We start from the raw sequence: 25,856 nt of genomic DNA, 5'->3' as shown, positions 1-25,856 counted from the left end.
CTTTTGTTCTGCCGGTCAGCCCGGCATCAACGCTTGCCACTGCTGGAGGGTCTGCGGGCGCAGGACGTAGTTGTTGTCGCGGATCGAGGACAGCTCGGCGCTGGGCTCCTCGGAGTACCAGTGGCCGGGGTAGACGACCGGGTTGCCGTCGAGGGCGGCCAGGTGGCGCAGGCTGCGGAACATCTCGTCGGAGTCGCCGCCGGGGAAGTCGGTGCGGCCGCAGCCGTCGACGAACAGGGTGTCGCCGGAGATCAGGCGGCCGTCGAACAGGAAACACTGGCTGCCCGGGGTGTGGCCGGGGGTGTGCAGTAATTCGATCTCGAGCGCGCCGACCTTCACCTTGTCGCCGTTGTCGTGGCCGGTCAGCTCGCTCGGGGCGATCCCGGTGGTCTGGGCGACCCAGTCCAGTTCGTGCTTGTTCACATGCACCGCGACGCTGGTCTTCTCCAGCAGCTCACGCACGCCGCCGAGGGTGAAGCCGAGCATGGTGCCGCCGACATGGTCGGGGTGGTGGTGGGTGGCGAGGACGCCGGTGACGGTCATGCCGTCGGCGGTCGCGACGTCGACCAGGTCCGATGCCTGGTAGGCGGGATCGATCACGACGGTCTCGCCGGTCTCCCGGTCGCCGATCAGATACGCGAAATTGCGCATCTGCGTGGCGATCGGATCGCCGACGGCGTAATCCCGGCCGGACAGCAGCTGGCGGAAGTAGAGGCGCTCGGAAGACATGTCAACACTGTATTGCCACCGGTGTGCTGGGGGAGCACCCGAGTACCGATGAGCGGACGGTCTGTGCGACCACACAACGGCCGCCGCCCCGAGGTTGTGACCAATGTAGGTTTCACATCCTCGGGCACTGGACTAACCCACGAGCGAGAACCCAACGGCCGCAAGTGAAACAGTGATCTCGACGACAGCGCCGAGCACATCGCCGGACAGCCCGCCGAAGCGGCGGACGCAATGCCGGGTGAGCGGGACCGTCAGCGCGAGCACCGCGACGGCCACCAGCGGGCCGAGCCAGAGGTTGGCTGGGACCGCGAACACCGACACCGCGACCGCCAGGATCGGCCAGCTCAGCACCGGCGCGAGCGGCTGGGTACCCGCTACCAGCGTGCCGAAGCCGGAGTCGGGTGCCGCCGCGATGCCGCGACGGCAGGCGAGCACGACCGCGACCCGGCCCAGGGCCACGGCCAGCACGATCGCGAACCACCGGTGCTCGTCGGCCAGTGCGGCGAAGGCGACGGCCTGAATCGCGATGGCGAAGATCAGCGCCGCCACCCCGAACGGTCCCGCGCCGCCGGACTTCATGATCTGCCTGGCCCGCTCGGGCGGGCCGTAGCTGCCCAGGCCGTCGACGGTGTCGGCGAGCCCGTCCAGATGCATGCCCCGGGTGAGCAGGGCCAGCAGCCCGACGGTGAGCAGACCGGCCAGCAGCGTGGTGAGCCCGGCCGCCACCGACAGGCGCATCGCCGCGGCGGCCAGCCCGCCGAGCAGCAGGCCGACCAGCGGGGCGAGCGCGATGGCGTGCCCCGCCGCGCGGCGGTCGACGGTGTCCGGCCCGGTGATCGGAAGGACGGTGAGCCAGGAGACGGCCAGGCGCACGCTGTTCACGATGTGCCGAGCGGCCGGAGCGAACGGGTGGCCGCCGGGAGTCCGGCTCGGCGATCGCCCGGCGCGCCGGTGCGAGTCGCGAGCCGGTACCCAGCGCGATGGCACGACCGGCTCGGCAGGGACGCCGTCGACGCCGGGTTCACTTGCTCAGGTCGACGGAGTCCGGCTCGTCGGCGGTGCTGACGCCCGCGTCGGCGAAGGTCGACATCTCCGCGAGGGTGGCGACGGCGGCGCGCAGGATCGGCAGCGCGGTGAGCGCCCCCGAACCCTCGCCGAGGCGCATGTCCAGATCCACCAGCGGCTCCAGGCGCAGGTGCTTCAGCGCCAGGTCGTGGGCGGGTTCGGTGGAGCGGTGCCCGGGCAGCCACCATTCCTTGGCGCCCGCGGCGAGGTCCTCGGCGACCAGGGCGGCCGCGGTGACGACGACACCGTCGAGCACGACCGGCGTCCGGCGGTTCGCGGCCTGGGCCAGGAACCCGGCCATGGCGGCGAAGTCGGCGCCCGCGGCGACCCGCAGCAGGTCGACCGGATCGGTGGCGACCGGCCGGGCCCGGCGCATGCCGTCGCGGATGGCGGCGACCTTGCGGATCCAGCCCGCGTCGTCGACGCCGGTGCCGCGGCCGACGGCGGCGACCGGCTCGGTGCCGGTCAGGGTGGCGATCAGGACGGTGGCCGGGGTGGTGTTGCCGATGCCCATGTCACCGGCGATCAGCAGGTCGGCGCCCGCGTCGATCTCCTGGTCGGCGATCGCGCGGCCCGCGGCCAGGGCGGCGGCGACCTCGTCGTCGGTGAGCGCGTCTTCGCGGTCGATCGCGCCGCTGCCGCGGCGCACCTTGTGCTGGGACACCGACGGATCGGTGTCACCGGCGACGGCGATGTCGGCCACCCGGACCGTGGCCCCCGCGACGGCGGCGAGCGCGTTGACGGCGGCACCGCCCGCCAGGAAGTTCGCCACCATCTGCGCGGTGACCTCGCTCGGATACGCCGAGACGCCGTGCTGGGCGACGCCGTGATCCCCGGCGAACACCACGACCCTGGCCCGCTCGAACTGCCGGGGCGGGCACACGCCCTGGCAGGCCGCGATCCAGTTGCCGAGGGTCTCGAGCCGTCCCAGCGATCCGGCCGGTTTCGTGAGCTGCGTCTGACGCTGCTCGGCCGCCGCGCGGACCTGCGCGTCCGGGGCCGCGACCGGTCCGAATCCGTGTGTCACTTGCAAGCCTTTCGACAGGGGTGCCGGGTGTTCGACGCTCATCTTGCCCGGATCACGGTGTGTCGCGCCGACCGACCCGGCTCATTTCAGCCGGACCGGCAGCCCGGCCACGATCAGGAACGCCTCGTCGCAGACCCGCGCCAGGTGCTGGTTGAGCGTGCCGATCTCGTCGCGGAACAGCCGGCCCGAGCGGGTCGCCGGGATGACACCCATCCCGACCTCGGGCGACACGATCACCAGCCGCTGCCGGTAGGACGCCACGGCCGCGACGAGCGCGTCGCAGTCGGGGGCGACGGTGCCGCGCGGTGCGTCCCAGGCGGCGCGGGCGTCGAGGCGGGCGGTGAGCCAGGTGCCGATGTCGTCGAGCAGCGTCGCGGGCGCGGCGGTGGTGAGAACCGTTGCGGGATCGGCGTTCTCGACGGTCGTCCAGTGCGCGGGCCGTCGGTCGCGGTGCCCGGCGATCCGGGCGGCGAAGTCCGCGTCGGCCGGATCGAGCACGGCCGTGGCCAGGTAGCGCACCGTGTCCGCGTCGGCCAGCAGGTTCTCGGCGAAGGCGGACTTGCCGGAGCGGGCGCCGCCGAGGACGAGGGTGCGGACGGGCGCGGCGCTGGCTGACATGCCAGCACGGTAGCAATCAGTGGGCGCCGAGCGCGTCGAGGATCAGTGGGCGGGCGGTGGTGATCGACTGCTGCCAGTACGGCCAGGTGTGGGTGCCGGTGCCGAAATCGACCCGCGCAGCCACGCCGAGCGCGGCGGCGCGTTCGCGGAAGACACTGGCCGCGATCAGCGCGAACGCCTCGATGCCCGCCGCGTTGATCGTGTTGCCGACGCCGTTGGACATGTCCAGCGGGCCGGGGACGCCGTTGCCCGCGGTGACGTAGATCGGCAGCCCGCGCAGCCGCTCGACCTGGACGGTGGCGTCGTTGCGGCTCCACGCGGGATCGCCCGCGGCGCCCCACATGTCGTCGATGTTGTACCCGCCCTCGTCGAGCATGGCGGCGCGCATGGCCTGGTCCCACATCGGGGAGGCGGGGTTGAGGAAGCCGGAGAACGCTCCGGCGAAGCGGAACTGGTCGCGATGATGGGCGGCCAGGGTCAGCGCGGCATTGCCGCCCATGGAGACCCCGACGATCCCGTTGTTCGTGCGCGAGACGCCGTAGCCGGCCAGGAAATCGGGGAGCTCGCGGGTGAGGAAGGTTTCCCATTTGTAGGTCGTGGCTTGCCGATTGGTGCTGCTCGGGCGGTACCAATCGGTGTAGAAGCTGGAGTGCCCGCCGACCGGGAACACCAATGTCACGTCGTCACCGGCGAATCGGCGCAGCACATCGGTGTCGGTGGTCCACTGGCTGTGATCGGCGGGCGCGCGCAGCCCGTCGAGCAGATACAGCGCCGAACTGCCGCCCCGCGCGGCCCACTGCACCTGTACCCGGACCGGTCCCATGCTCGACGGCACCACCAGCTCTTCGAAACCCCCTGCGGGAGCGCGCGTCACCGGCGCGGTGCGCGGTCCGGCGGCGGCCGTGGCCGTGCCGATCGACGACAGGACCACGGCCGCCGTGACGACCGCGAGCGCTCTTCTCAACACCGACCAAGCTGACCAGCCGCACGATCCCGGGGTCAAGCCGATTCCGCAGGTCGACGACTGCGCGGTGCCCGGGACTGTGCGGCCTCACAGCCGCCGGATCAGCCGGTCCGGCGGGCCGAGTGATACGGGCGGCAGCCGGTGATGGTCCGGCCGTCGTCGCTGAATTCGAGGAATACCCGCCAGAGTTGACGCACCCGATGATCGGCCCACAGCCCCCGGGTCGGGGTGATGCGGTAGAACACCTGCTGGCCCTCGTCGGGGAGTTTGACGTTGTCGTAGAGGGACAGGTCGGCCAGCCACGGGAACTGCTCGAAGCTCAGGGTGACCGCCCGCTGGATCTCGGCGGGATCGGTGACCAGGGTCGCCCGGCCCTGGATCTGCACCGAGCGGATCTCGCCGCGCCCGGCGAACCCGCCGGGCGGCAGATGGCTCACGACATAGCCGACATTCGGATTGTGCTGCATCTGCGCGTGTTTGCGATTGAACTGGAAGGTGTGCATGTAGGCGATGAGGCCGTCGGCGGCGATGTGCATGGCGGAGGTCGACGGTGCGCCGTCGGCGTCGACGGTGGCCAGCGCGGCGAGTTCCTCCGTGCGGAGCAGGTCGGTGATGGCGTCCTGGACGGCGGCGACATCGGGTTCGTCGCGGCTCACGGCGCACCGATCCCGAGATCGGCCAGCACGGCGAGGGCGGCGGCCCTGGCCCCGCCGGTGACGCCCTGGCCGGGATGGGTGGACGGCCCGACGAGGTAGAACCCCTCGGCGGGCAGCCGGTAGCCCATGTTCGGCAGCGGCCGGAAGCCCATGAACTGGAACAGCTGGCAGCCGAAGTGGCCGGGATCGCCGTCCACCCACGCCTCGTTGTAGCGGGCCATGTCGAGCGGGCTGTGCACCACCCGGGCCAGGACCTGGTCGGGGCCGATATTGGTGGTCATCGCCGCGAAGGTGGCGAAGACCTCGTCGAAGATCTCCTCCTTGCGGCTGTCCCACTCGCCCTCGGCCAGCTCCATCGGGGCGTAGCCGAGCAGGTAGAGCGTGTGATGGGGAGCGGGCGCCCTGGTCGGGTCCCAGCGGGTGGCGGCCGAGATCGTCGGGATGGTGTGCACCGGCTCGCCGTATTTGAGCTGGTCGAAGGTGCGCAACAGGTCGGGCAGGTCCAGCGCGACCTCCTGGAAGCCGGCGTCGGTGACCTCGGGCCCGGCATGGAACTCGGGCGCCTCGCTCAGTACCAGGTGACCGGCGACGAGGCGGAAGCTCGCCGGCTTGATCCGGTCGACCTTGCGTTCCCACTCGGCGCCGAAGCGGTGCTCGACCAGCGCGGGCAGCTGCTTGATGTTGAGGTCGGCCAGCACGGCGCGGCGCGCGGTGTACTCGCTGCCGTCGGCGCAGCGCACCCCGGTGACGCGGTCGCCGTCGAAGCGGAACCGCTCGACCTTCGCGCCGGTCCGGACGCTGCCGCCGTACTCGCGCAGCGCCGCGGCCAGCGCGTCGGACAGCGACTGCGAGCCGCCGACCGCGAAGCCCATCCCGTAGCGGTGGATGAACGGCACCATCAGCAGCAGGAACGCGCCGGTGCCGCCCTCGTCCGGCGCGATCAGCAGCTCCGAGACCCACCGGCACAGCGCCGCTTTGACTTTCGGATGCTCGAACCATTCGTGGCAGACGTCGAGATAGCTCATCATCAGCACCCGCATCGTCTCCTGCCCGATCTCGGACTGCTCCAGCTGCGCGAACAGCGCGCCCAGCGGTGCGGGTGGGGTGAACATCGCGGGCAGCAGCTGGTCGAGCAGCGGGCTGGCGAATTCGTAGAACCGCACGTAGTTCTCGGCGTCGGCGGGGGAGATCCGCGCGATCGTCTCGGCGGTCTTGTGCACGTCGTGGTGGAAGGCGATGTAGTCGCCGTCGGGGAACACCACCGACATGCTGGGGTCGGGGTAGACGTAGCTCAGGCCGTGCCGGGCGAGCAGGCCCAGTTCGTCGTCGCGGATCATCGGGTTGCCGTGGATGAAGATGTGCGCGGCGGCGTGCAGGTCGTGCCGGTGCCCCGGCAGGGTCACCGCCTCGCTGACGACGCCGCCGCCGATCTCCGGCTTCGCCTCCAGCACAACGACATCCAGACCGGCCTTGGCGAGGTAGGCGGCCGCGGTCAGGCCGTTGTGGCCTGCCCCGACCACGATCACATCGTGTTCAGGCATGCTGGGCCCCCAGTCCGAAGCCGCCGTCGATGTCCCAGATCGAGCCGGTGACGAAACCGGCCCCGGCGGAGTCGAGCAGGGTGAGCACCGGCGCGGCCACCTCGTCGGCGGTCGCGATGCGCTTGATCACGTTCGTGGCGACGACGCCTTGCTCGAGCCCGGGAATCGCCGCGGCGCCCGCCCGGAAGCCAGGCGTCTCGGTGATCCCGGCGCACACGCCGTTGACCCGGATTCCCATCGGGCCCAGCTCACTCGCCCACGTCGGCACCAGATATTGCAGGGCCGCCTTGGTGGCGCCGTAGACGCCGGTGCCCGGCCCCGGCTTGCGGCCGATGGACGACGAGATCACCGCGATCGCGGCCCCGGACTGCTTGGCCAGCGCCGGTGCCGCCGCGGCGACCGTGGCGATGGTGCCGCGCAGGTTGACATCGATGACGCGGTTCACCTCGTCCATGGGCTGGGCGAACACCACCCCGGGAATCAGGATCCCGGCATTGCACACCAGCAGGTCCAGCCCGCCGAATTGCCGCTCGGCGTGGTCGACGGCCCGGTGCGCGGTCGCCGGGTCGGCGATGTCGCCGCTGATCCACGCCGCGGCGGGGCCGAGCGCGCCGGCGGCCTCGGCCAGCGCCTTCTCCCGGCGCCCGGTGAGCACCACCTGCGCGCCCTCGGCGACCAGTGCCGCCGCGATCGCGTAGCCGATGCCTTCGCTCGATCCGGTGATCAGAGCGGTCCTACTGTCGAATCGCATGGTTCTCCTGTGCTGAGCCGGTCCGGCGCCACTGCACGACGCGGCCGTTGTCGGGGGAGGTTCGGAGGGTGAGCAGGCCGTCGGCCAGCTCGGCGAGGCGGACTTGTTCCGCGCCGACCCAGTCGGCGCGCGAGCTGACCAGGATGTGGTGGCGCAGCACGCCGTCGTCGATGCGCCAGCGGCCCGCGTAGCCCATGTAGCCGGGCTCGCCCGGACCGGTGCGCATCATGGCGACCGAGAGATGGCCGCACGCGGTATAGGTCAGGAAGCCGGCGGGTTCGGGGCCGAGCGGGCCCGCGATCGGCGCGCCGCCCGCGTCGGTGTCGTGGAAGGACGCCAGCCGCCAGGTGCCGATCAGGTCGGCGGAGCTGGGCACGGTCTACCGCCAGCCGCGGGGGTCGCGAAATCTGCTGTAGGGCAGCTCGGCCGGCCGCGCCGAGAGCGGCTCGTCCGGCTCGTCACCGGCCAGGAAGGCGACGGCGACGGCCGCGATCACGTCTTCGCTCAACTCGAACCCGGCCTCGGCCGGCGCTGCGTACTCGGACATCGGTGTGCTCCTGAACTACTGGGGTGGGTTGCCGTGTTTGCGGACGGGGGGTTCGGCGTGCTTGGCGCGCAACATGATCAGCGATCGGATGAGGACCGCCCTGGTGTCGGCCGGGTCGATCACGTCGTCGACCAGGCCGCGCTCGGCCGCGTAATAGGGGTGCATGAGCTCGCGCGCGTAGCGGGCGACGAGCTCGGCTCTGGCCGCGGCGGGATCGTCGGCGGCGGCGATCTGCTTGCGGAAGACCACGTTCGCCGCGCCCTGGGCGCCCATCACCGCGATCTCGTTGGTCGGCCAGGCCAGGGCCAGATCGGCGCCGACACTGCGTGAATCCAGCACGATGTAGGCGCCGCCGTAGGCCTTGCGCAGCACGATCGAGATCCGCGGCACGGTCGCGTTGCAGTACGCGTAGAGCAGCTTGGCGCCGTGCCGGATGATGCCGCCGTGCTCCTGCCCGACCCCGGGCAGGAACCCGGGGACATCGAGCAGGGTGATCAGCGGGATGTTCATCGCGTCGCACATCTGGACGAACCGCGCGGCCTTCTCGCTGGCGGCGATGTCGAGCGTGCCCGCCAGGCACTGCGGCTGGTTGGCCACGAAACCGACGGTGTGGCCGTCCATCCGCGCCAGCGCGATGACGACATTGGCCGCCCAGCGCTCCTGGATCTCCAGATACGCGCCGTCGTCGGCGATCTCGGCGATCACCGCGCGGACGTCGTAGGGCGTGGTCCCGGTCTCGGGGACGAGCTCGGCCAGCGCCGGGCAGCGCCGCTCGACCGGGTCGTCGGTCGGCACCACCGGGGGCAGCTCCCGGTTGTTCTGCGGCAGGAACGACAGCAGGTAGCGGACATCGGCCAGGCAGCTCGCCTCGTCGTCGTGCACGAAGTGCGCGACCCCCGAGCGTTCGGCGTGCACGTCGGCACCGCCGAGGCCGTCGCGGGTCACCGTCTCCCCGGTGACGGCGGTGACGACATCGGGACCGGTGATGAACATCTGCGCGGTGCCGCGCACCATCAGCACGAAATCGGTCAGCGCGGGCGAGTAGGCGGCCCCGCCCGCACACGGCCCGAGCATGACGCTGATCTGCGGAATGACCCCCGAGGCCGCGGTATTGCGCCGGAAGATGCCGCCGTAACCCGCCAGCGCGGCGACCCCCTCCTGGATCCGCGCGCCCGCTCCGTCGTTCAGCGAGACCAGCGGCGCGCCCGCGCTGATCGCCAGATCCATCACCTTGTGGATCTTCTCGGCGTGCGCTTCGCCGAGGGCGCCGCCGAAGATCCGGAAGTCGTGGGCGTAGACGAACACGATCCGCCCGTCCACGGTGCCCCAGCCCGCGACCACCCCGTCGGTGTAGGGCCTGCTGTGCTCGAGGCCGAACCCGGTGGCCCGATGCCTGCGCAACGGCTCGAGTTCGGTGAACGAATCCGGATCGAGCAACAGCGCGAGGCGTTCGCGCGCGGTGAGTTTCCCCCTGGCGTGCTGTCGCTCGGTGGCGGTGGGATCCGGGCCGGTCGCGGCCAGCTCCTTGCGTAGGCGCAGTTCGTCGAGCCGGGGGATGTCGCCGTCGCCGGCGGGCAGGAACGGGAGCGTGTATTCCTCGGTCACAGCGGTGTCCTCTCTCCGTCAGGCCGCGGCCCGGTCGAGCAGGCAGGTTTCGAAGAAGGCCAGCGCGCTGGTGTGATACGCGCGGGCCGCCCAGCCCAGGCTGATGTTGTGGCCGGCGCGCGGCACCCTGGTCAGGCCGCGTCGGGGCGCCCCGCGCAGCATCGCGACCAGGTCGGCGAGCGCGGCGTCGTCGGTGCGCCACCACCGTTCCTGCTCGGCGAAGCTGAACCGCACCGGGATCCGGATGCGATCGGCCAGCTCGGCGAAGGTCTGCGGCCAGGCCGCCGCGTCGACCAGTTCCTGGATCGGCGGCGAGTCGACCGTCGCGCCCGCCCGGGCGAAGGTGCCGGGCGGGTAGAGCTGCAGGTCGCCCCAATTGCGTTGCCAGGCCTTCGATTCCAGCGAGTCCTCGGCGTAGAGGTGACCGCAGCCGGAGACGTCGACACCGAGGAAGGTGGTGTCGTCGGTGGCCAGGGTGAGGGCCAGCTTCCCGCCGAAGGAGTGCCCGAGCAGGAAGACGCCGGCCCCGATCTCGTTGCCCGCGGTGAAATCGGCCAGCCCCGCGCGGATCGTCTCGGCCTGCTCGGCCAGCGACTGCCCGTCCGGCAGGGCGTCGGCGGAGTCGCCGTAGCCGGGCCGGTCCAGCGCCAGTACCGCGTAGCCGAGCCGGGTGGCGGTGCTGAGCAGCGAGACGTCCGGATGGGCGCGCCCGTGGAAGTAGCCCGCCGACATCCCCGCCCCGTGCAGGGCGAGGACGGTCGCCCTCGGCAGGGCCAGGGCGGGCGTGCTGAGCAGCCCGGACAGCGGAATCCCGGCCGCGTCCACGGTGATCCGGTGCACGCCGGGGGTCAGGACCGCCGAGCGCGCCTCGGCGGAGCTCATGACCGGTCCTCGGCGAAGGTCTTCGCGTGCCGCAGCGTCGCCAGGCTGTTGGTGCTCAGCGCCCGCTGCACGTACGCCCGCGCGGCGGCGACATCGGCGTCGGGACCGAGCACGGCGGCGATGTTGTCGGTGTTGAGCACCACGCTGTGCTGGGACGACACCGCAACGCCGTCGGCGTGCGGCCGCACGGTCCAGTAGCCGGTGTGCAGCGTCATCAGCGCGGGCATGGTGATCTGCTTGTAGGCGATCGTGTGGTGCGGCAGGACGATCCGGTACGACATGGTGCGGTGCTGGGAACCGTCCACCGCCACGGTGTCCATCGCCAGCGACTGCATGCCGGGCCCCGGCTCGATCAGCTCGACCCCGGCCACGTGCGGCAGCCGCTCCGGCCACAGATGCGCGTCGCTGATGAACCCGAACACGTCCTCGGCGGTGCCGGCGACCGCCACCGTGTCCTCGAACGAGAACGCGGCGTCGGCGCCCGCGTCGCCGAGCTCGATGCTGCGTTTGAGCGCGGCCAGCTCGGTGCGCGAATTGCGGTCGACCACCTGATCGATCCAGCCGAGCTGATCGGCCGAGACCGCCTCGTAGTCGTGCAGCAGCCGCACGTGGCTGTAGTTCTCGGTGAGGGTGTCGACGATCCAGGTGCCGCCCATCGCCGCGATCGGCGGGCTGCTGACCTCCTGCCGGAAGTCGATGCGCCGGTGCTCGGGATCGAGCACCCGCCGCGACACCCAGTGCTTGACGCTGTCGGCCGCGGTGGCCCAGATCCGGATGCGCTGGTCGCGCTCGTCGTTGTCCAGGTAGTCGGCGAAGATGGTGGGCGGGAACAACTGCGGCCAGTTCTGCACGTCGGCCAGCAGGCGGTAGACGGTGTCGGCGGGCGCCGCGATCTCGATCGAGTGCTCGGCGCGGCCGGTGCCGGAGGTGGTCATGATCGTTGCCTCTCAGTAGTTCCCGAGTCCGCCGCAGACGTTCATCGCCTGGGCGGTGATCGACGCGGCGGTGTCGGAGGCCAGGTAGCCGACCAGGCCGGCCACCTCCTCCGGGGTGCAGTAGCGGCCGAGCGGGATCTTGGCGGTGAACTTCGTCATCACCGCGTCCTCCGAGGTCTGCTGCAGCGCGGCGTAGTTGCGCCGGACCTGCTGGGCCATCGGCGTTTCCACATAGCCGGGGCACACCGCGTTGACGGTGATCCCGGTCGGCGCGAGCTCGTTGCCCAGGGCCTTGGTGAAGCCGACGACGCCGTGCTTGGACGCCGAGTACGGCGCGCCGAGGACCACCCCCTGCTTGCCCGCGGTGGAGGCGATGTTGATGATCCGGCCGCGGCTGCGGTGCCGCATCCCGCCGGTGTTGAGCACCTCGCGCGTCATCCGGAAGACGCTGTTGAGGTTGGTGTCGATGACGTTGTCCCAGATCTCGTCGAGCAGATCGGCGGTGACCCCGCCACCGCTGATGCCCGCGTTGTTGACCAGCACGTCGACCGGGCCGAACCGGGTGGTGGCGGCCTCCACGAACTTGCGCACCGAGTCCCCGGAGCGCACGTCGACGGCGCTGCCCGCCACCTCGAGACCGGCTTCGTGCAGCTGCTTGACGGTGGTGGTGACGTTCTCGGCGGTCCGGGCGCCGAGGTAGACCCGGTGCCCGTTCGCGGCGAGCAGCCGGGCGACGGCCAGCCCGATCCCGCTGGTCGCGCCGGTGACCACTGCGTGCGATTGCGACATGACGACTCCTGCTCAGGGGGTGCGGACGGGGACGAGGGCGTTCACCGCGGCCAGGAAGGCGCGCGGCGTGGTGGCTTCGATGACGGTCGAATCGTCGAGCGTCACCCCGAATTCGCGTTCGACGCGGCTTGCGGTCTCGAGCATCGCGAGCGAGTCGTAGCCGAGGTCGTCGAAGGTCAGGTCGAGGATGCCCGTGTCCAGGTCGACGTTCTCGGGCTCGCCGGAGCCTTCGAGCAGGATCCGGGTCAGGTCGTCGAGGGTGAATGTCATGGGAGTGCCCTTCCTTCGGGAGCGGTGAGAACCATGGCGGCGTTGAAGCCGCCGTAGCCGCGGGCCAGGACGAGTGCGGCACGCATCGTCGCGTGCCGCGCCCCTCCGACCACCAGGTCCAGCGGTGTGCCGGAGTTTTGTGCGACGTTGATGGTCGGCGGGATCGTGCCCGCCTCGATGGCGAGCAGCGCGGTGGCGACGTCGAGCGGTCCCGCGCCGGAATACAGCCGTCCGGTCATGGTTTTCGGCGCCGTGACCGGGACGCCGCGGTGGCCGAAGACGGCGGTGATCGCCTCGGCCTCGATCCGGTCGGGCTCGGGCAGGCCCGCGGCGTCGGCGAACACCACGTCGATGTCGTCCGGGCCGAGCCCGGCGTCGGCGAGCGCGCGCTCGATCGCGGCGCGCAGGCCGGGCTCGCGCCCGGTGTGCGGGGCCGGGTCGAAGGTGGCCGCGTACCCGGCGATCTCGCCGTAGCTGCGGGCCCCGCGCGCCGAGGCCGCGTCGGCGGATTCGAGGATCAGGATCGCTCCGCCCTCACCGGGGACGTGCCCGGCGGCCCGCTCGTCGAACGGGAGGTAGGCGGCGGCGGGGTCGGTGCCGGTGTGCAACTGCCCGCTGGTCCACAGCGCCGCCCAGCCCCACGGGCACAGCGTGGCGTCCATCGCGCCCGACACCATCAGCGCGGTCCCGCGCCGAATCTGCCTGCGGGCGTGCGCGATCGCGTCGAGCCCGCCCGCCTGGTCGCTGACCACCACGCCGCTGGGCCCTTTCATCCCGTGCCGAATGGAGATCTGCCCGCTGTTGACCGCGTAGAACCAGGCGAAGGACTGGTAGGCGCTGACGAAGCCGCTGCCCTTGCTCCACAGATTGCCGAGTTCCTTCTGGGCGAACTCGAAGCCGCCCGAGGACGCGGCGGTCAGCACACCCATGTCGAAGTCGGCCAGCGCGGCGGTGTCGACCCCGGCGTCGGCCAGGGCCCACTCCGCGGCGACCAGGGCCAGCCGGGTCACCTGATCGGTCTGCGGCAGTAGCCGATTCGGCAGGTGCGCCTTGGGATCGAAGTCGTCGATCTCGCCCGCCAGGGTGGCCGGATAGCCCGCCGGGTCGAACCGGGTGAGCCGGCCGATACCGCTGTGGCCCGCCCGCACCGCGTCCCAATACGGGCGCGTGCCAAGGCCGTTCGGCGCGGTGATGCCGAGGCCGGTGACGACGGTCCTGGTGTCCTCGCGTACCGCGCCGCTCATGCCGGGTCTCCCGTCGGGGTGGTGAGCACCATGGCGCTCTGGAAGCCGCCGAAACCGCTGCCGACGGTGAGCACCGTGTCGGTGCGGTGCTCACGGGCGGTGAGTGGCACGTAGTCCAGATCGCATTCGGGATCGGGGGTGCGCAGATTCGCCGTCGGCGGCACCACGTCGGCGCCGATCGCCAGCACCGAGGCGGCGATCTCGATGGAGCCGATCGCGCCGAGCGAATGCCCGACCATGGATTTGATCGAGCTCACCGGGGTCGCGTAGGCGTGCGCGCCCAGGCTGCGCTTGAATGCCGCGGTCTCGTGCCGGTCGTTCTGCTTGGTCCCCGAGCCGTGCGCGTTGATGTAGTCGATCGCGTCGCCGGGCAGTCGCGCCTCGCGCAGGGCCACGCGGATGGCCTCGGCCATCTCCACGCCGTCCGGCCGCAGCCCGGTCATGTGATAGGCGTTGGCGCGGGTGGCGTAGCCGGCGATCTCGGCGTAGATGTGCGCGCCGCGCCGCCGGGCGGCCGAGAGTTCCTCGAGCACGAACAGGGCGGCGCCCTCGCCGAGCACGAAGCCGTTGCGCGAGCCGTCGAACGGGCGCGAGGCGGACTCGGGCTCGTCGTGGCGCGGGGTGGTCGCCTTGATGGCGTCGAAGCAGGCCATGGTGATCGGCGAGATCGGCGCGTCCGAGGCGCCGGTGATCATGACGTCCACCGACCCCTCGGCGATGAGCTGGGCGGCGTAGCCGACCGAGTCGAGCCCGGAGGTGCAGCCGGAGGACACCACCGTGGCCGGGCCCTGCGCGCCGACGGCGTGGGCCACCTCGGCGGCGAACGAACCGGGCGACAGATGGTGGTAGAGGTGCTGGTCGGCGTACTTCTGGTCGACCAGGTGCAGCCGTCCGCCGTTGCTGATCACCCGGTAGTCCTGCTCCAGGCGCATGGTCGCGCCGACCGCGCTGCCCAGCGCCACCCCGATCGCGTACGGGTCGATCGCGTCGAGCTCGAGCCCGCTGTCGGCGACGGCGCCGCGCGCGCCGACCACGGCGAACTGCGCCGCCCGATCGAGCCGGTGCACCTCGTGCGGGGTCAGGCCGTGCTGCTCGGGATCGAAGTCGACCTCTGCAGCGACCCGGGACCGGAACTGGTCGGGATCGAAGAAGCTGATCCGCCGGGTGGCGGTGCGGCCCGCGGTGAGCAGTTCCCAGAACTGCTTGGTGCCGACTCCGCCGGGGGCGATCACCTCCATGCCGGTGATGACGACGCGCCGGGTGTTCATCGTGCCTCCCAGTGGTAGAAGCGGTGCGCGACCGCGTCGGCCGGCTTGCGCCAGGTGGCCGGGTCGTATTTGTCGATCAGGGGGTCGAGGTCGTCGCAGATCTGGATGAAGCGCGGGTCGGCCTGCTTCCAGGCCTGCGCGATCACTTCGCCGCCGTCCGGGGTCTCGAAGTCCTGCAGGTGGAAATAGACGCCGCCGCAGGCGAACAACTGCCTGCGCCGGGTGCCCATCCGGTGCGGCACCTCGGTGGTGTCGAAGTCGGCGAACAGCCGGGCGACCCGCGGACGGCGCGCCGGGACGAGCCGGTTCACCACGAGCGTGCTGTACATCGCCGGGTGCACCGGGCCGGGCAGCCAGTGGTAGTACCGCTCGGCCGTCGGCACGGCGGCGTCGAAGACGGTGACCTCGGTGCCGAGATCCGGGCCGTCGGGGATACCGGCCAGCGGTGCGTCGCTGTCGACGACGTGCACGAGCAGGTCGGTGTGATAGTGGAACAGCTGGCGCCGCACGATTTTCGCGTCCGGGGCGGGCGCCGCCGCGTCGTAGTCGGCGTAGGCGGCGGCCAGCCGGTCCCGCGCCGCGGTGGTGGTCGTCCGGGCGACCGTGACTGTCGTATGCATCCGGTGTCGGCTCCTCTGCGTCAGCTGTTCTGGATGCGGCACAGCACGGCGCCGGTGCCGATGCTGCGGCCGATGTCGGTGATCAGGCCGACCACGGTGCCCGCCTTGTGCGCGGTCACCGGCTGCTCCATCTTCATGGCCTCGATCACCGCGATGAGCTGGCCGGAGGTGACCGAATCACCCTCCGCGGCGGCTACTTTCACCAGCGTTCCGGCCATCGGAGCGGTCAGGGAATCGCCGGACGGCGCCGTCGCCGCCGCCCGGGCGACGCGGGCGGCGGGGCGGGTGACGGCCCTGCGGCCGCGCACGGGCAGGGTGACTTCCACGCGCCTGCCCCTGACCTCGAGCACCACCGTCTCGCGCGGCGCCGGGTCCTGGGGCGCCACACCGACACCGTCGAACGGCGCGAGGGTGTTGTCGAAATCGGTCTCGATCCAGCGGGTGTGCACCCGGAACGGCGCGTCGGTGAACGCCGGGTCGGTGACCAGGGCGCGATGCAGCGGCAGCACGGTCGCGATGCCGTCGATGCCGAACTCGTCGAGCGCGCGAGCGGCGCGCTGCAGGGCCTGGGTCCGGTCCTCGCCGGTGACGATGAGCTTGGCCAGCAGCGAATCCCAGTTCGCGCCGACCACGCTGCCCGCCTCGACCCCGGAATCGACCCGGACCCCCGGCCCGCTCGGGGTCCGGTAGCCGGTGATCGTGCCCGGCATCGGCAGGAAGCCGCGCCCGGGGTCCTCGCAGTTGATCCGGAACTCGATCGAGTGACCCCGGCTCGGCGGGTCGGGGTAGTCGAGCAGGCCGCCCGCGGCCAGGCGCAGTTGTTCACGCACCAGGTCGATGCCGGTGACCTCCTCCGAGACCGGGTGCTCGACCTGCAGGCGGGTGTTGACCTCGAGAAACGACAGGGTGCCGTCCGCGCCGACCAGGAACTCACACGTCCCGGCGCCCCGGTAACCGGCCGCGCGCAGGATGGCCTTGGACGCCGTGGCGAGCGCGTCGCGCTGGTCGGGGGACAGAAAGGGCGCCGGCGCCTCCTCGACGAGCTTCTGGTGCCGCCGCTGCAGGGAGCAGTCCCTGGTCGACACCACGACCACGGTGCCTTCGGCATCGGCCAGGCACTGGGTCTCCACATGTCGCGGCGCGTCCAGATAGCGCTCGACGAAGCACTCCCCGCGCCCGAACGCCGCTTCCGCCTCCCGCACCGCCGAGGCGAAGCACTCGGGGATCTCGGCGAGGGTCCGGGCGACCTTCAGGCCGCGACCGCCACCGCCGTGCGCGGCCTTGATCGCGACCGGCAGCCCGTGTTCCTCGGCGAAGCGCACGACCTCCGCGGGATCGGCGACCGGCCCCGGGCTGCCCGGCACGATCGGCGCGCCCGCGGCGACGGCTATCCGGCGGGCGGTCACCTTGTCGCCGAGATCGCGGATCACCGCGGGCGGCGGTCCGATCCAGATCAGCCCGGCGGCCAGCACAGCGGCGGCGAAATCGGCGTTCTCGGAGAGGAATCCGTAGCCGGGATGCACCGCGTCGGCACCCGCGGCCCGCGCCGCGGCGAGCACGGCGTCGATGTTCAGGTAGCTCGTCTGCGCGGTGTCGCCACCGAGTGCGTAGGCTTCGTCCGCGGCGCGGACATGGACGGCGTCGCGATCGGGATCGGCGTACACCGCGACGGCGACGAGGCCGGCGTCCCGGCACGCCCGCGCGATCCGGACGGCGATCTCACCCCGATTGGCGATCAACACTTTTCGCATCGTGTCTCCTGAAAGTTGTTGGCGCTCTTCGGCAATCGTGGACAGCGCAGATCACCACGCGATGAACGGCGATTCCGGGAATCTTCAGGAGCTGTGCCCGGACCCGCCCGATTCCGGCGGATCTCGTCCAATTCCTCCCGGCTCGTTCAGATTCGGCTCCGCCCGGTTGCCCGCGCGTGCCGCCGGCCGTACCATCGCGCGCCGTCGTGCGGCCGGTCGGGCGTTCGCCAGCGGTCGCCAATACATGGCTTGCCATGTATTCTGGCGGTAGCCGCAGATCAATGACGATGGAAGGTGGGAATGGAACCGCTCGAGACGCTACCGATGGATCGGAGCACCTCCCTGGGGTACGTGATCAACCATCTCGCGCGGCTCATGGAACAGGCGCTGCGCGACCGCATCGCCGGGCACGGTGTGGTGCCGGGGCAATTCGCACAACTGCTCGCACTGTACGAGGAGGAGGGGATCTCGCAGCTCCAGCTCTGCGAGAAGGTTCGTATCGACCAGTCGACGATGGCCCACACGCTCAAGCGGATGGAACGTGACGGCCTCATCGAACGCACCGCCGACCCCGAGGACGGCCGGCGGGCGCTGATCTACCTCACCGACCGGTCCCGCCGGCTCCGCACCGCGCTGATCGCGGCCGCTCGGGAGGTGAACGACATCGCGACCGCGGGATTTCCGGATGTTCGCGGGGACGACTTCATCCGCATGGTTCGACAGGCGATCGGCAACCTCGAGGCCGATCGGACCACATGACCATCGAAGAGAGGTAAACCATGCTCTCCCGCATCCATCCCATCGCGGGCACGATCGGATTGCTCACCATCCTCACCTTCTGGACCTCGACAGTGGTGACCGAGCTCAGCGGGTCGAAGGACGCGATCATCGCGGTGAAGCAGGCCATCCCGTGGGCCCTGCCCATCCTGGTCCTCGCGCTCGCCGCCACCGGCGGCACCGGGTTCCGGCTCGGCGGGAAGTCGACGATGCCCGCCATTGTCGCGAAGAAGCGGCGGATGCCGTTCATCGCGGGCAACGGGTTGCTCGTGCTGATCCCGTCGGCGATCACCCTGGCCGTGCTGGCGGGCCGCGACGAGTTCGGGCCGCTGTTCTACAGCGTGCAGGCGCTCGAACTCGTCGCGGGCGCGGTCAATATCGTCCTCATGTCACTCAATATCCGCGACGGCCTGCGCATCACCGGCCGTTTCCGGTCACCGGATCAGGTGACCTCGAACGCTACCGTTGGTAGCGACGAATCTCAGGGATAGAAAATGAACGACACCAGTCTCCGTGCCGAACTCGAAGCCTTGCGCGCGGAAGTCCGGGAATTGCGCGACCATCGAGAAATCGCCGCGCTGTTCGACACCTTTTTCTTCTTCGAAGATCGTAAATCCATGGATGACGCCTGGGCGGAATCCATTTTCACCGACGACGTATTGCTCGAATTGCCGCCCGAGGATTATCGCGGCATCGCGGGCATCGCCGCGCACATGACCTATGTCGTGAATCTCTTCGGTCCGACCCATCACACCACCACCGATTGTCATGCCGATATCGACGGCGACACCGCCGCGGTCCGGCTGAACCTGACCGCGACGCACAAGCACGTCGTCGCGGGGGAGCCGCCGCTGCTGGTCTGGGGCTATCTCGACGCCGACGTCCGGCGGACCGCCGTGGGCTGGCGGATCGCCAGGATGAAGTTCATCAAGGTGCTGCGCACCGGCGAGGCCCCGCCCGGATTCGCCTTCGACGAGAACCTCAACGTGGTCGCGGTGAGCTGACCAGACGGAAGCCGCCGGCTCGATCCGAGCCGGCGGTTTTCGCCGTGCCCGGCTCAGTCCAGCGGCATCAGCTTGAAGCCGACGCCACGCACCGCCACGATCCAATCGCTGGCGCCCAGCTTGGCCCGCAGGCTGCTGACGTGCGTGTCCACGGTGTGCTGCGACCAGGACCCGTCCCAGACCTCGCCCAGGATCTGCTTGCGCGCCACCACGATTCCCGGCCGCCGCGACAGCATCAGCAGCAGGTCGAACTCTTTTCTGGTGAGCGTCAGCTGGCGGCCGTGCAGCGTGGCCTCCCTGGCCGCCGCGTCGATGCGCAAGGCGCCGCAGCGGGTGGCGGGCGGCGCGCTCTCGGCCTGAGGGCAGGCCCGCCGCATGAGCGAATCGATCCGCGCGACGAGTTCCCTGATCCCGAACGGCCTGGCCAGGTAGTCGTCGGCGCCTGCGCGCAGGCCGAGCACGCAGTCCAGTTCGGAATCGCGGTCGGTGACCACGATGATCGGGACCGGGTGGCGGGCCCGGATCGAACGGCAGACCTCGAACCCGTCGTAATCGGGGAGATCGGGGTCGAGCAGGACCAGATCGGCGCGGTCGAACAGTTTCAGCGCCATTCTTCCGGTATCGACGGTGGCGACTTGATGGCCGTAGCGGGGAAGTTCGCTGTCGAGTGTGCCGACGGCATCCGAACCCGCCGCGATGAGAATTCGCCAGGACCGTTCCACCATCATGTGCCGGGGTTCGGGAAAACTGGGCGCGAGGTCGATATCGGTTTCCCGAAGGTCACTGCTACGCATGGCTCGAATACCCCCACCGTCCTGGGCATCGAAATGCCGCACCGACGACCACACTGCTACGGGCGGCCGGTATTTCACCTGTCCTTGTCAGGGTAGCCGACTCTATGTGTTCGCGCACTGTGGCGTTCGGCGCCATTCTTTCGAAAAAGTGCCCGGATCGGTATTCCACAAATCCGATAACGGACGGTCGTTCAAGTCGTGGCGCCGAAGCGGCGGCGATATTCGGTCGGGGCGATACCGACCTGGCGCTGGAAGTGGTGCCGCAGCAGGGCGCCGGAGCCGAAGCCGGACTGGTCGGCGATGCGCTCGAGCGGCATGTCGGTGGCCTCGAGCAGGTGCTTGGCGAACAGGACGCGCTGGGTGGTGAGCCACTTGACCGGGGTGGTGCCGGTCTCGGCGGCGAAGCGGCGGGCGAAGGTCCGGGTGGACATGCTCGACCTGGCCGCCAGCTCGTCGACGGTGTGCGGATGCGCGAGGTTCTCGGCGAGCCAGCTCAGCGTGGCCGACAGGCCCTCGGAGCGGCATTCGGGCACCGGCTGCTCGATGAACTGGCGCTGGCCGCCGTCGCGCTGCGGCGGCACGACCATCCGGCGGGCGATGCCGTTGGCCGCCGCGGTGCCGATCTCGCGGCGCACCAGGTGCAGGCAGGCGTCGATGCCCGCCGCGGTGCCCGCGCTGGTGATCAGGTTGCCCTCGTCGACGAACAGCACGTCCGGGTCGACGGTCGCGGCGGGGAACTGCGCGGCCAGGATGTCGACATAGCGCCAGTGGGTGGTGCACTTGCGCCCGTCCAGCAGCCCGGCCTCCCCGGCCAGGAAGGCGCCGGAGCAGACGGTCAGCACGATCGCGCCCGCGTCCGAGGCCGCGCGGACCGCCTCGACGACCCGCTCGTCGTAGCTGTGGCCGAGGGTGAAGGGGAAGGCGGGGATGGCGACGAGATCGGCGTGCACCAGTTCGTCGAGGCCGTACTCGGGCGTCACCGAGACGCCGGGGGTGGTGGAGCGCAGCGGCTTGCCCGGCGTGGCCCCGCAGACCTTGAAGTCGAAGCCGGGCAGGCCGTCGGCGGTGCGGTCGAGGCCGAAAACCTCACAGACGACGCCGAATTCGAACATGGCGAGCTTGTCGTTGAGGACGACGGACACCGTGGACAGCATCACTCCATGCTATCTGGCCGAATCTTTACGCACAATGACAGAACAGCCACTTTCGGCCGAAAACGGACGAGCGCAAAATTTCTGCCATGGTTACTTTCTTGATCGTCCTCGCCGCCATCATCGGACTCGGCGTTCTCATCGGTCGCGGCACCGCGGGCTCGACCGGCGTCGTCGACCGCGACGTCCAGCGCGTCGAAGCCGAGCTCGCCGCCATCGCCGGCTACGCCACCAACATCCGGCCCGGTCTGCACTGAACGCGCGAATGCCGCCCCACCCGCGGGTGGAACGGCATTCGTGACAGGGGGAGAACTCAGACGGCGTCGCCGGGGCCGACCCGCGGCTTGGGGGCGCGCATCTTGCGGATCTGCGAGGCGCGCACGAAGGCGTACCAGCCCAGCTTGAAGCCGGTGTCGGTGGTGTCGGGGAACCGCTCGATCACCCGGTTGTTCACGATCTTGCCGAGCACGAAGCCCTCGATGATCATGAACACCATCATCACCAGCATCGCCAGCGTCACGATGGTCTGCAGCCCGGGGGCCACGAACATCGACATGATCAGCACCAGCGCCATCGGCATGAACAGGCCGACCAGATTGCGGCGGGCGTCGACCAGATCGCGCACGTAGGCGCGGACCGGGCCCTGATCGCGGGGCAGCAGGTATTTGTCCTCGCCGGCCAGCATCCGGGCGCGGCGATCCTGCACGGCGGCGCGGCGGTCGGCCGCGGCGGCCTTGCGGTCTTCCTTGGAGCCCTTGGCGGCCTTGCGGCGGGCGCGGGCCTCCTTGGCGGTCATCGGGGCGGGCGCGACCGGGCCGCGCCGTTTGCCTTCGGCCTCACGCCTTTTCGGGGTCGGGCGACCCTTGCCCGGGGTGGTGGAAGCGGGTGCGGTGGCGGTCTGTTCGACGTCCGGCACCGAGGGGTCGACGGACTCGTCGATGGTGCTGGACTCGTCGCGACGGAACAATTTCACGTTCACCAGGCTATTCGATGGGCCCGAGCATCGGGAAATGCGGTCCGCTGTCCGGTGCTCGCGGTCTCATCGGCGCCCGGAGTGCGACCTGGGTCACGCCTCGGCGGCGCGTACTGTGGGGTGAACCACCCAGGTCGAATCCACGCTGCGTGGCGGGGGTGGCAAAATAGGAATAGCAGCCGCCGCGATGGTGTTGAAATCAGTCGTGCGCTGTGCACCTGAGGTCCGTTCCGCGGGCCGGCCGACTTAGGAGTGTCCATGACTGTGCAGAACGAGACCGCCACCGAGACCCACGGTGCGACGCTGACCGACGCTGCCGCCGCCAAGGCGAAGGCGCTGCTCGACCAGGAAGGTCGCGACGACCTCGCCCTGCGCATCGCCGTCCAGCCGGGTGGCTGTGCCGGCCTGCGCTACCAGCTCTTCTTCGACGACCGCGTCCTCGACGGTGACATCGTCGTCGAGTTCTCCGGCGTGAAGCTCGCCGTCGACCGCATGAGCGCCCCCTACATCCAGGGCGCCTCGATCGACTTCGTCGACACCATCGAGAAGCAGGGCTTCACGATCGACAACCCGAACGCCACCGGCTCCTGCGCCTGCGGCGACTCGTTCAACTGATCTTTCGCGGCCACGCCACGACACGGTGTGGTTGCGCTGAGGTGAACCACCGGGGGTAGCGGCTTGCTACCGTTGAAGTCCGGGATCTGACGATCCCGGACTTCTTGCTTTCCGCGCCTAGTGTCGAAGGGGCCTCGCCTCGTGTCTGTTGCTGTGTCCGCGTCCATCGCCACCGACCACCTCATGCGTTTTCCCGGTAAGTTCGCCGATGTGCTGCTCGCCGATCAGCTCGATCATGTGTCCCTGAGTTTCCTCGTCGACGACCTGCAGATCCGTCGCGGCGGCGTGGCGGGCAACATCGCCTACGCGATGGGCCTGCTCAAGCAGCGGCCCGTGCTGGTCGGCGCGGTGGGCGCCGACTTCGCCGAGTACCGGCAGTGGCTGGAGTCCAACGGCGTCGACTGCTCGGCCGTGCACATCTCGGACAAGGCGCACACCGCGCGGTTCGTCTGCACCACCGACGAGGCGATGGCGCAGATCGCCTCCTTCTACCCGGGCGCGATGAGCGAGGCGCGCGACATCGATATCGCCGCGATCGCCGGCGCGCACGATGTCGACCTGGTGCTGGTCGGCGCCAACGACCCCGAGGCGATGGTGGCGCACACCCGCCAGGCCAAGGCCCAGGGCATCGCCTACGCCGCCGACCCGTCCCAGCAGCTGGCCCGCCTCGACGGCGAGCAGGCGGCCGAGCTGGTCGACGGCGCCGCCTACCTGTTCACCAACAAGTACGAGTGGGCGCTCCTACAGCAGAAGACCGGGCTGAGCGAAGCGGAGATCACCGCCAAGGTCGGCATCCGGGTGACCACCCTGGGCTCCGAGGGCGTCCTGGTCGTCGACGCCGACGGCACCGAGGTGCGCGTCGGCGTGGTGCCCGAGGTGTCCAAGGTCGACCCGACCGGTGTCGGCGACGGCTTCCGCGCCGGTTTCCTCACCGCCCACCGCGCCGGCCTGAGCCTGGAGCGCTCCGCCCAGCTCGGCTCCCTGATCGCCGTGCTGGTCCTGGAGACCACCGGCACCCAGGAGTGGACGCTCAGCAAGGACGAGGCCGTCGAGCGCCTCACCAAGGCCTACGGCGCCGACGCCGCCGACGAGCTGTCGGTGCTGCTCTAGGCACGCAGAACCGAACGCCCCCTCGATCTTTCGATCGAGGGGGCGTTCGTCTGTCTCAGGGGACTACAACGAGACCGGGTAGACCGGCTCCTGGATCTCCGGCTTGATCCGGTCCTCGACGAAGATGCCGTGCCAGACCATGAAGACCAGCAGGGTCCACAGGCGGCGGCTGTGGTCGGACACACCCGCCTTGTGGTCGCGCAGCATCTGCAGGACGGCCGCCTTGTCGATCAGATGGTCGGTCTGCGACTCGGCGATCTGGGTCTGCGCCCAGTCGTAGAGCTCGGTGCCGCGCAGCCAGTGCCGCAGCGGGACCGGGAAGCCGAGCTTGGCGCGGTTCAGGACGTGGTCGGGGACGATCCCGTCCAGGGCCTGGCGCAGCGCGTACTTCGAGGTCTCCTTGGTGATCTTCTGGTCGTAGGGCAGACCCTGGGCGACCCGCATGACCTCGTTGTCCAGGAACGGCACACGCAGTTCCAGCGAGTTGGCCATGGTCATCTTGTCGGCCTTGACCAGGATGTCGCCGCGCAGCCAGGTGAACAGGTCCAGGTGCTGCATCCGGGCCACCGGGTCCCAGCCCGCGGACTGGGCGTAGATCGGCGCGGTGACGTCCTGGTGGGTCCACTCGGGGCGGAACTCGCGCAGCACCGCGCGCAGCTGCGCGTCGTTGAAGCTGCGGGCGTTGCCGTAGTAGCGGTCTTCCAGGGTGAGCGAGCCGCGCTGCAACAGCGACTTGCCGCGCCTGCCGTCGGGGATCTTGTCGCCGAGCTTGCCGACCAGCTTGCGCAGCCCGGCGGGCAGGTACTCGAACGGCTTGAGCGACAACGGCTCCCGGTAGATGGTGTACCCGCCGAACAGCTCGTCGGCGCCCTCGCCGGAGAGCACCACCTTGACGTGCTTGCGGGCCTCCTTGGCCACGAAGTACAGCGGCACCAGCGCCGGGTCGGCGACCGGGTCGTCGAGGTACCAGACGATCTCGGGGATGGCGGCGGCGAACTCGGCGGGCGAGACCACCTTGACGATGTGGCGCGCGCCGATCAGCTCGGCGCTCTCGGCGGCCACGTCGACCTCGGAGTAGCCCTCGCGCTCGAACCCGGTGGTGAAGGTGATCAGCTTCGGGTTGTGCCGCATGGCCAGCGCCGCGATGGCTGTGGAGTCGATGCCGCCGGACAGGAACGAGCCGACGGTGACATCGGCGCGCATGTGCTTGGCGACGGAGTCCTCGAGCGCGGCCGCGATCTCGGCGTAGCGGGCCTGGGCGGCCCCCTCGGCGAACGGCCGGACCCGGAAGTCGGGACGGAAGTAGCGGGTGGCCTGCGGCGCCTGCCCGACCTTGACGGTGGCGTAGGTGCCGGATTCGAGGCGGCGGATGTTGCGGTGCAGCGACTCGGGCTCGGGCACGTACTGCAGCACGGTGTAGTGCTCGAGCGCGCGCGGGTCCAGCTCGTCGGAGACGCCGAGCGGGCTCAGCAGCTCCAGCACGCTCTTCTTCTCGCTGGCGAAGGCGGTGCCGCCGGGGCCGCTCGCGTAGAACAGCGGCTTGATGCCGAACGGGTCGCGCGCCAGGAACAGCTCCTGGGTCTCGGTGTCCCAGATCGCGAAGGCGAACATGCCGCGCAGCTTGCGCACGGCCTCGGGGCCCCAGAAGTGGAAGGCGGCCACGATCGACTCGCCGTCGCCGTCGGTGGCGAAGATCTTGCCCTCGGGGAACTCGGCGCCGTGCTCGGCGGCCAGCTGCTCGCGCAGTTCGAGGTAGTTGTAGATCTCGCCGTTGAAGGTCATCGCGTAACGCTGCGGATTGTCCGCCGGGCCCCAGCGCAGCGGCTGGTGCGAGTGCTCGATATCGATGATGGAGAGGCGGTTGAAGCCGAAGATCATGTGATCGTCGTGCCAGGTGCCCTTCTCGTCGGGGCCGCGGTGCCGCTGGCAGTGCAGCGCGTCGTACACCTGATCGACCACCTCGGTCGTCGCCGTATCAGCTGTCAGGAATCCGAGCAGTCCGCACACGGTGTCGGCAACCTTCTCTCGTTCGATGATGGGGTGGCCACTACTCGGGCCGAAACGCTGTGTCCGAGTATGCCGCACACCCGCACGACGCGCCGCGCGCAACCCGTCGCAGCACCGTCGCGCACCCGCCGTTGGCGGCAAACCGCAGGTCGCCGCATCCGGT

At 70.4% G+C, this 25,856-nt stretch carries 29 protein-coding genes; 6 read left to right on the top strand and 23 right to left on the bottom strand.

Annotated features, from left to right (window positions below; all coding sequences use genetic code 11):
• Positions 1 to 15 precede the first annotated feature (15 nt).
• The 19 genes from AB0H54_RS28140 to AB0H54_RS28050 form a co-directional block, all read right to left on the bottom strand.
• Positions 16 to 729 (bottom strand): MBL fold metallo-hydrolase, encoded by a 714-nt coding sequence (locus tag AB0H54_RS28140; RefSeq protein WP_355279993.1) that lies wholly within the window; start codon positions 727 to 729, stop codon positions 16 to 18.
• A 132-nt stretch (positions 730 to 861) separates the two neighbouring features.
• Positions 862 to 1,611, bottom strand: coding sequence for an adenosylcobinamide-GDP ribazoletransferase (locus tag AB0H54_RS28135; RefSeq protein ID WP_357349325.1), 750 nt, complete (start codon positions 1,609 to 1,611; stop codon positions 862 to 864).
• 139 nt (positions 1,612 to 1,750) lie between these two features.
• Positions 1,751 to 2,863, bottom strand: a complete 1,113-nt coding sequence (gene cobT / locus AB0H54_RS28130; protein WP_357349323.1) for a nicotinate-nucleotide--dimethylbenzimidazole phosphoribosyltransferase — start codon at positions 2,861 to 2,863, stop codon at positions 1,751 to 1,753.
• A gap of 39 nt (positions 2,864 to 2,902) precedes the next feature.
• A complete protein-coding gene (locus AB0H54_RS28125) occupies positions 2,903 to 3,439 on the bottom strand; it encodes a bifunctional adenosylcobinamide kinase/adenosylcobinamide-phosphate guanylyltransferase (RefSeq protein ID WP_357349321.1) in 537 nt (178 codons plus the stop codon).
• Positions 3,440 to 3,455: 16 nt separating this feature from the next.
• Complete coding sequence (locus AB0H54_RS28120; RefSeq protein ID WP_357349319.1) at positions 3,456 to 4,403, bottom strand: alpha/beta hydrolase family protein; 948 nt, start codon at positions 4,401 to 4,403, stop codon at positions 3,456 to 3,458.
• 101 nt (positions 4,404 to 4,504) lie between these two features.
• Complete coding sequence (locus AB0H54_RS28115) at positions 4,505 to 5,059, bottom strand: pyridoxamine 5'-phosphate oxidase family protein (RefSeq protein WP_357349318.1); 555 nt, start codon at positions 5,057 to 5,059, stop codon at positions 4,505 to 4,507.
• The gene (locus tag AB0H54_RS28110) at positions 5,056 to 6,600 is read right to left on the bottom strand and encodes an NAD(P)/FAD-dependent oxidoreductase (protein WP_357349316.1); all 1,545 of its coding nucleotides are present in this window, start codon (positions 6,598 to 6,600) and stop codon (positions 5,056 to 5,058) included. The genes AB0H54_RS28115 and AB0H54_RS28110 overlap by 4 nt, the downstream gene beginning before the upstream one ends.
• Positions 6,593 to 7,351, bottom strand: coding sequence for an SDR family oxidoreductase (locus AB0H54_RS28105; protein WP_357349314.1), 759 nt, complete (start codon positions 7,349 to 7,351; stop codon positions 6,593 to 6,595). The genes AB0H54_RS28110 and AB0H54_RS28105 overlap by 8 nt, the downstream gene beginning before the upstream one ends.
• Complete coding sequence (locus AB0H54_RS28100) at positions 7,335 to 7,727, bottom strand: lipocalin-like domain-containing protein (protein WP_357349312.1); 393 nt, start codon at positions 7,725 to 7,727, stop codon at positions 7,335 to 7,337. The genes AB0H54_RS28105 and AB0H54_RS28100 overlap by 17 nt, the downstream gene beginning before the upstream one ends.
• A 3-nt stretch (positions 7,728 to 7,730) precedes the next feature.
• The gene (locus AB0H54_RS28095; protein ID WP_355280018.1) at positions 7,731 to 7,898 is read right to left on the bottom strand and encodes a hypothetical protein; all 168 of its coding nucleotides are present in this window, start codon (positions 7,896 to 7,898) and stop codon (positions 7,731 to 7,733) included.
• Between the two features lie 15 nt (positions 7,899 to 7,913).
• Positions 7,914 to 9,503 carry an acyl-CoA carboxylase subunit beta gene (locus AB0H54_RS28090; RefSeq protein ID WP_357349310.1) on the bottom strand — a complete coding sequence of 530 codons (1,590 nt, stop codon included), beginning with the start codon at positions 9,501 to 9,503 and terminating at the stop codon, positions 7,914 to 7,916.
• An 18-nt stretch (positions 9,504 to 9,521) separates the two neighbouring features.
• On the bottom strand, positions 9,522 to 10,385 hold the full coding sequence (locus AB0H54_RS28085) for an alpha/beta fold hydrolase (protein WP_355280023.1): 864 nt from the start codon (positions 10,383 to 10,385) through the stop codon (positions 9,522 to 9,524).
• Positions 10,382 to 11,320, bottom strand: coding sequence for an aromatase/cyclase (locus AB0H54_RS28080; protein WP_355280026.1), 939 nt, complete (start codon positions 11,318 to 11,320; stop codon positions 10,382 to 10,384). Before AB0H54_RS28080 ends, AB0H54_RS28085 begins: the two co-directional genes overlap by 4 nt.
• A gap of 12 nt (positions 11,321 to 11,332) precedes the next feature.
• A complete protein-coding gene (fabG, locus tag AB0H54_RS28075; RefSeq protein WP_357349308.1) occupies positions 11,333 to 12,109 on the bottom strand; it encodes a 3-oxoacyl-ACP reductase FabG in 777 nt (258 codons plus the stop codon).
• Positions 12,110 to 12,121: 12 nt separating this feature from the next.
• A complete protein-coding gene (locus tag AB0H54_RS28070; RefSeq protein WP_357349306.1) occupies positions 12,122 to 12,379 on the bottom strand; it encodes an acyl carrier protein in 258 nt (85 codons plus the stop codon).
• Positions 12,376 to 13,623, bottom strand: coding sequence for a ketosynthase chain-length factor (locus AB0H54_RS28065; protein WP_357349304.1), 1,248 nt, complete (start codon positions 13,621 to 13,623; stop codon positions 12,376 to 12,378). Before AB0H54_RS28065 ends, AB0H54_RS28070 begins: the two co-directional genes overlap by 4 nt.
• Entirely contained in the window at positions 13,620 to 14,891 is a 1,272-nt protein-coding gene (locus tag AB0H54_RS28060; RefSeq protein WP_357349302.1) for a beta-ketoacyl-[acyl-carrier-protein] synthase family protein, read from the bottom strand. Before AB0H54_RS28060 ends, AB0H54_RS28065 begins: the two co-directional genes overlap by 4 nt.
• Positions 14,888 to 15,511 carry a TcmI family type II polyketide cyclase gene (locus AB0H54_RS28055; RefSeq protein WP_357349300.1) on the bottom strand — a complete coding sequence of 208 codons (624 nt, stop codon included), beginning with the start codon at positions 15,509 to 15,511 and terminating at the stop codon, positions 14,888 to 14,890. Before AB0H54_RS28055 ends, AB0H54_RS28060 begins: the two co-directional genes overlap by 4 nt.
• Positions 15,512 to 15,531: 20 nt before the next feature.
• Positions 15,532 to 17,262 (bottom strand): biotin carboxylase N-terminal domain-containing protein, encoded by a 1,731-nt coding sequence (locus AB0H54_RS28050; protein WP_357349297.1) that lies wholly within the window; start codon positions 17,260 to 17,262, stop codon positions 15,532 to 15,534.
• 300 nt (positions 17,263 to 17,562) lie between these two features.
• Here AB0H54_RS28050 and AB0H54_RS28045 point away from each other — a divergent pair, with 300 nt between their 5' ends.
• From AB0H54_RS28045 to AB0H54_RS28035, 3 genes are read left to right on the top strand one after another with little or no spacing between them, the layout of a single operon-like run.
• Complete coding sequence (locus AB0H54_RS28045) at positions 17,563 to 18,021, top strand: MarR family winged helix-turn-helix transcriptional regulator (protein ID WP_357349295.1); 459 nt, start codon at positions 17,563 to 17,565, stop codon at positions 18,019 to 18,021.
• A 20-nt stretch (positions 18,022 to 18,041) separates the two neighbouring features.
• Positions 18,042 to 18,530 (top strand): hypothetical protein, encoded by a 489-nt coding sequence (locus AB0H54_RS28040; protein ID WP_357349293.1) that lies wholly within the window; start codon positions 18,042 to 18,044, stop codon positions 18,528 to 18,530.
• 3 nt (positions 18,531 to 18,533) lie between these two features.
• On the top strand, positions 18,534 to 19,043 hold the full coding sequence (locus AB0H54_RS28035) for a nuclear transport factor 2 family protein (protein WP_357349291.1): 510 nt from the start codon (positions 18,534 to 18,536) through the stop codon (positions 19,041 to 19,043).
• A gap of 53 nt (positions 19,044 to 19,096) precedes the next feature.
• On the opposite strand, the gene AB0H54_RS28030 is transcribed toward AB0H54_RS28035, so the two are convergent.
• A complete protein-coding gene (locus AB0H54_RS28030; RefSeq protein WP_357349289.1) occupies positions 19,097 to 19,837 on the bottom strand; it encodes a response regulator transcription factor in 741 nt (246 codons plus the stop codon).
• A gap of 191 nt (positions 19,838 to 20,028) precedes the next feature.
• Complete coding sequence (locus AB0H54_RS28025) at positions 20,029 to 20,991, bottom strand: helix-turn-helix domain-containing protein (protein ID WP_357349287.1); 963 nt, start codon at positions 20,989 to 20,991, stop codon at positions 20,029 to 20,031.
• Between the two features lie 86 nt (positions 20,992 to 21,077).
• On the opposite strand from AB0H54_RS28025, the gene AB0H54_RS28020 reads away from it, so the two are divergent.
• Positions 21,078 to 21,245: a hypothetical protein gene (locus AB0H54_RS28020; RefSeq protein ID WP_357349285.1), complete on the top strand. Its 168-nt coding sequence runs from the start codon at positions 21,078 to 21,080 to the stop codon at positions 21,243 to 21,245.
• 56 nt (positions 21,246 to 21,301) lie between these two features.
• Here AB0H54_RS28020 and AB0H54_RS28015 read toward each other — a convergent pair whose 3' ends face one another.
• The gene (locus AB0H54_RS28015; RefSeq protein WP_357349475.1) at positions 21,302 to 21,904 is read right to left on the bottom strand and encodes a DUF3043 domain-containing protein; all 603 of its coding nucleotides are present in this window, start codon (positions 21,902 to 21,904) and stop codon (positions 21,302 to 21,304) included.
• 315 nt (positions 21,905 to 22,219) lie between these two features.
• Here AB0H54_RS28015 and erpA point away from each other — a divergent pair, with 315 nt between their 5' ends.
• Positions 22,220 to 22,576 carry an iron-sulfur cluster insertion protein ErpA gene (erpA, locus tag AB0H54_RS28010; RefSeq protein WP_067496006.1) on the top strand — a complete coding sequence of 119 codons (357 nt, stop codon included), beginning with the start codon at positions 22,220 to 22,222 and terminating at the stop codon, positions 22,574 to 22,576.
• Positions 22,577 to 22,717: 141 nt separating this feature from the next.
• Positions 22,718 to 23,686, top strand: a complete 969-nt coding sequence (locus AB0H54_RS28005; protein WP_355280061.1) for a carbohydrate kinase family protein — start codon at positions 22,718 to 22,720, stop codon at positions 23,684 to 23,686.
• 63 nt (positions 23,687 to 23,749) lie between these two features.
• Here the strand turns inward: AB0H54_RS28005 and asnB are convergent, their stop codons facing one another.
• Complete coding sequence (gene asnB, locus AB0H54_RS28000) at positions 23,750 to 25,693, bottom strand: asparagine synthase (glutamine-hydrolyzing) (RefSeq protein WP_357349283.1); 1,944 nt, start codon at positions 25,691 to 25,693, stop codon at positions 23,750 to 23,752.
• Positions 25,694 to 25,856: the final 163 nt, after the last annotated feature.

Origin of the sequence: Nocardia sp. NPDC050718 (assembly GCF_040654235.1) — a bacterium.
Lineage (GTDB): Bacteria > Actinomycetota > Actinomycetes > Mycobacteriales > Mycobacteriaceae > Nocardia.
Note: the sequence above shows the minus strand (reverse complement) of the source record. Positions and strands in the feature narration are given on the sequence as shown.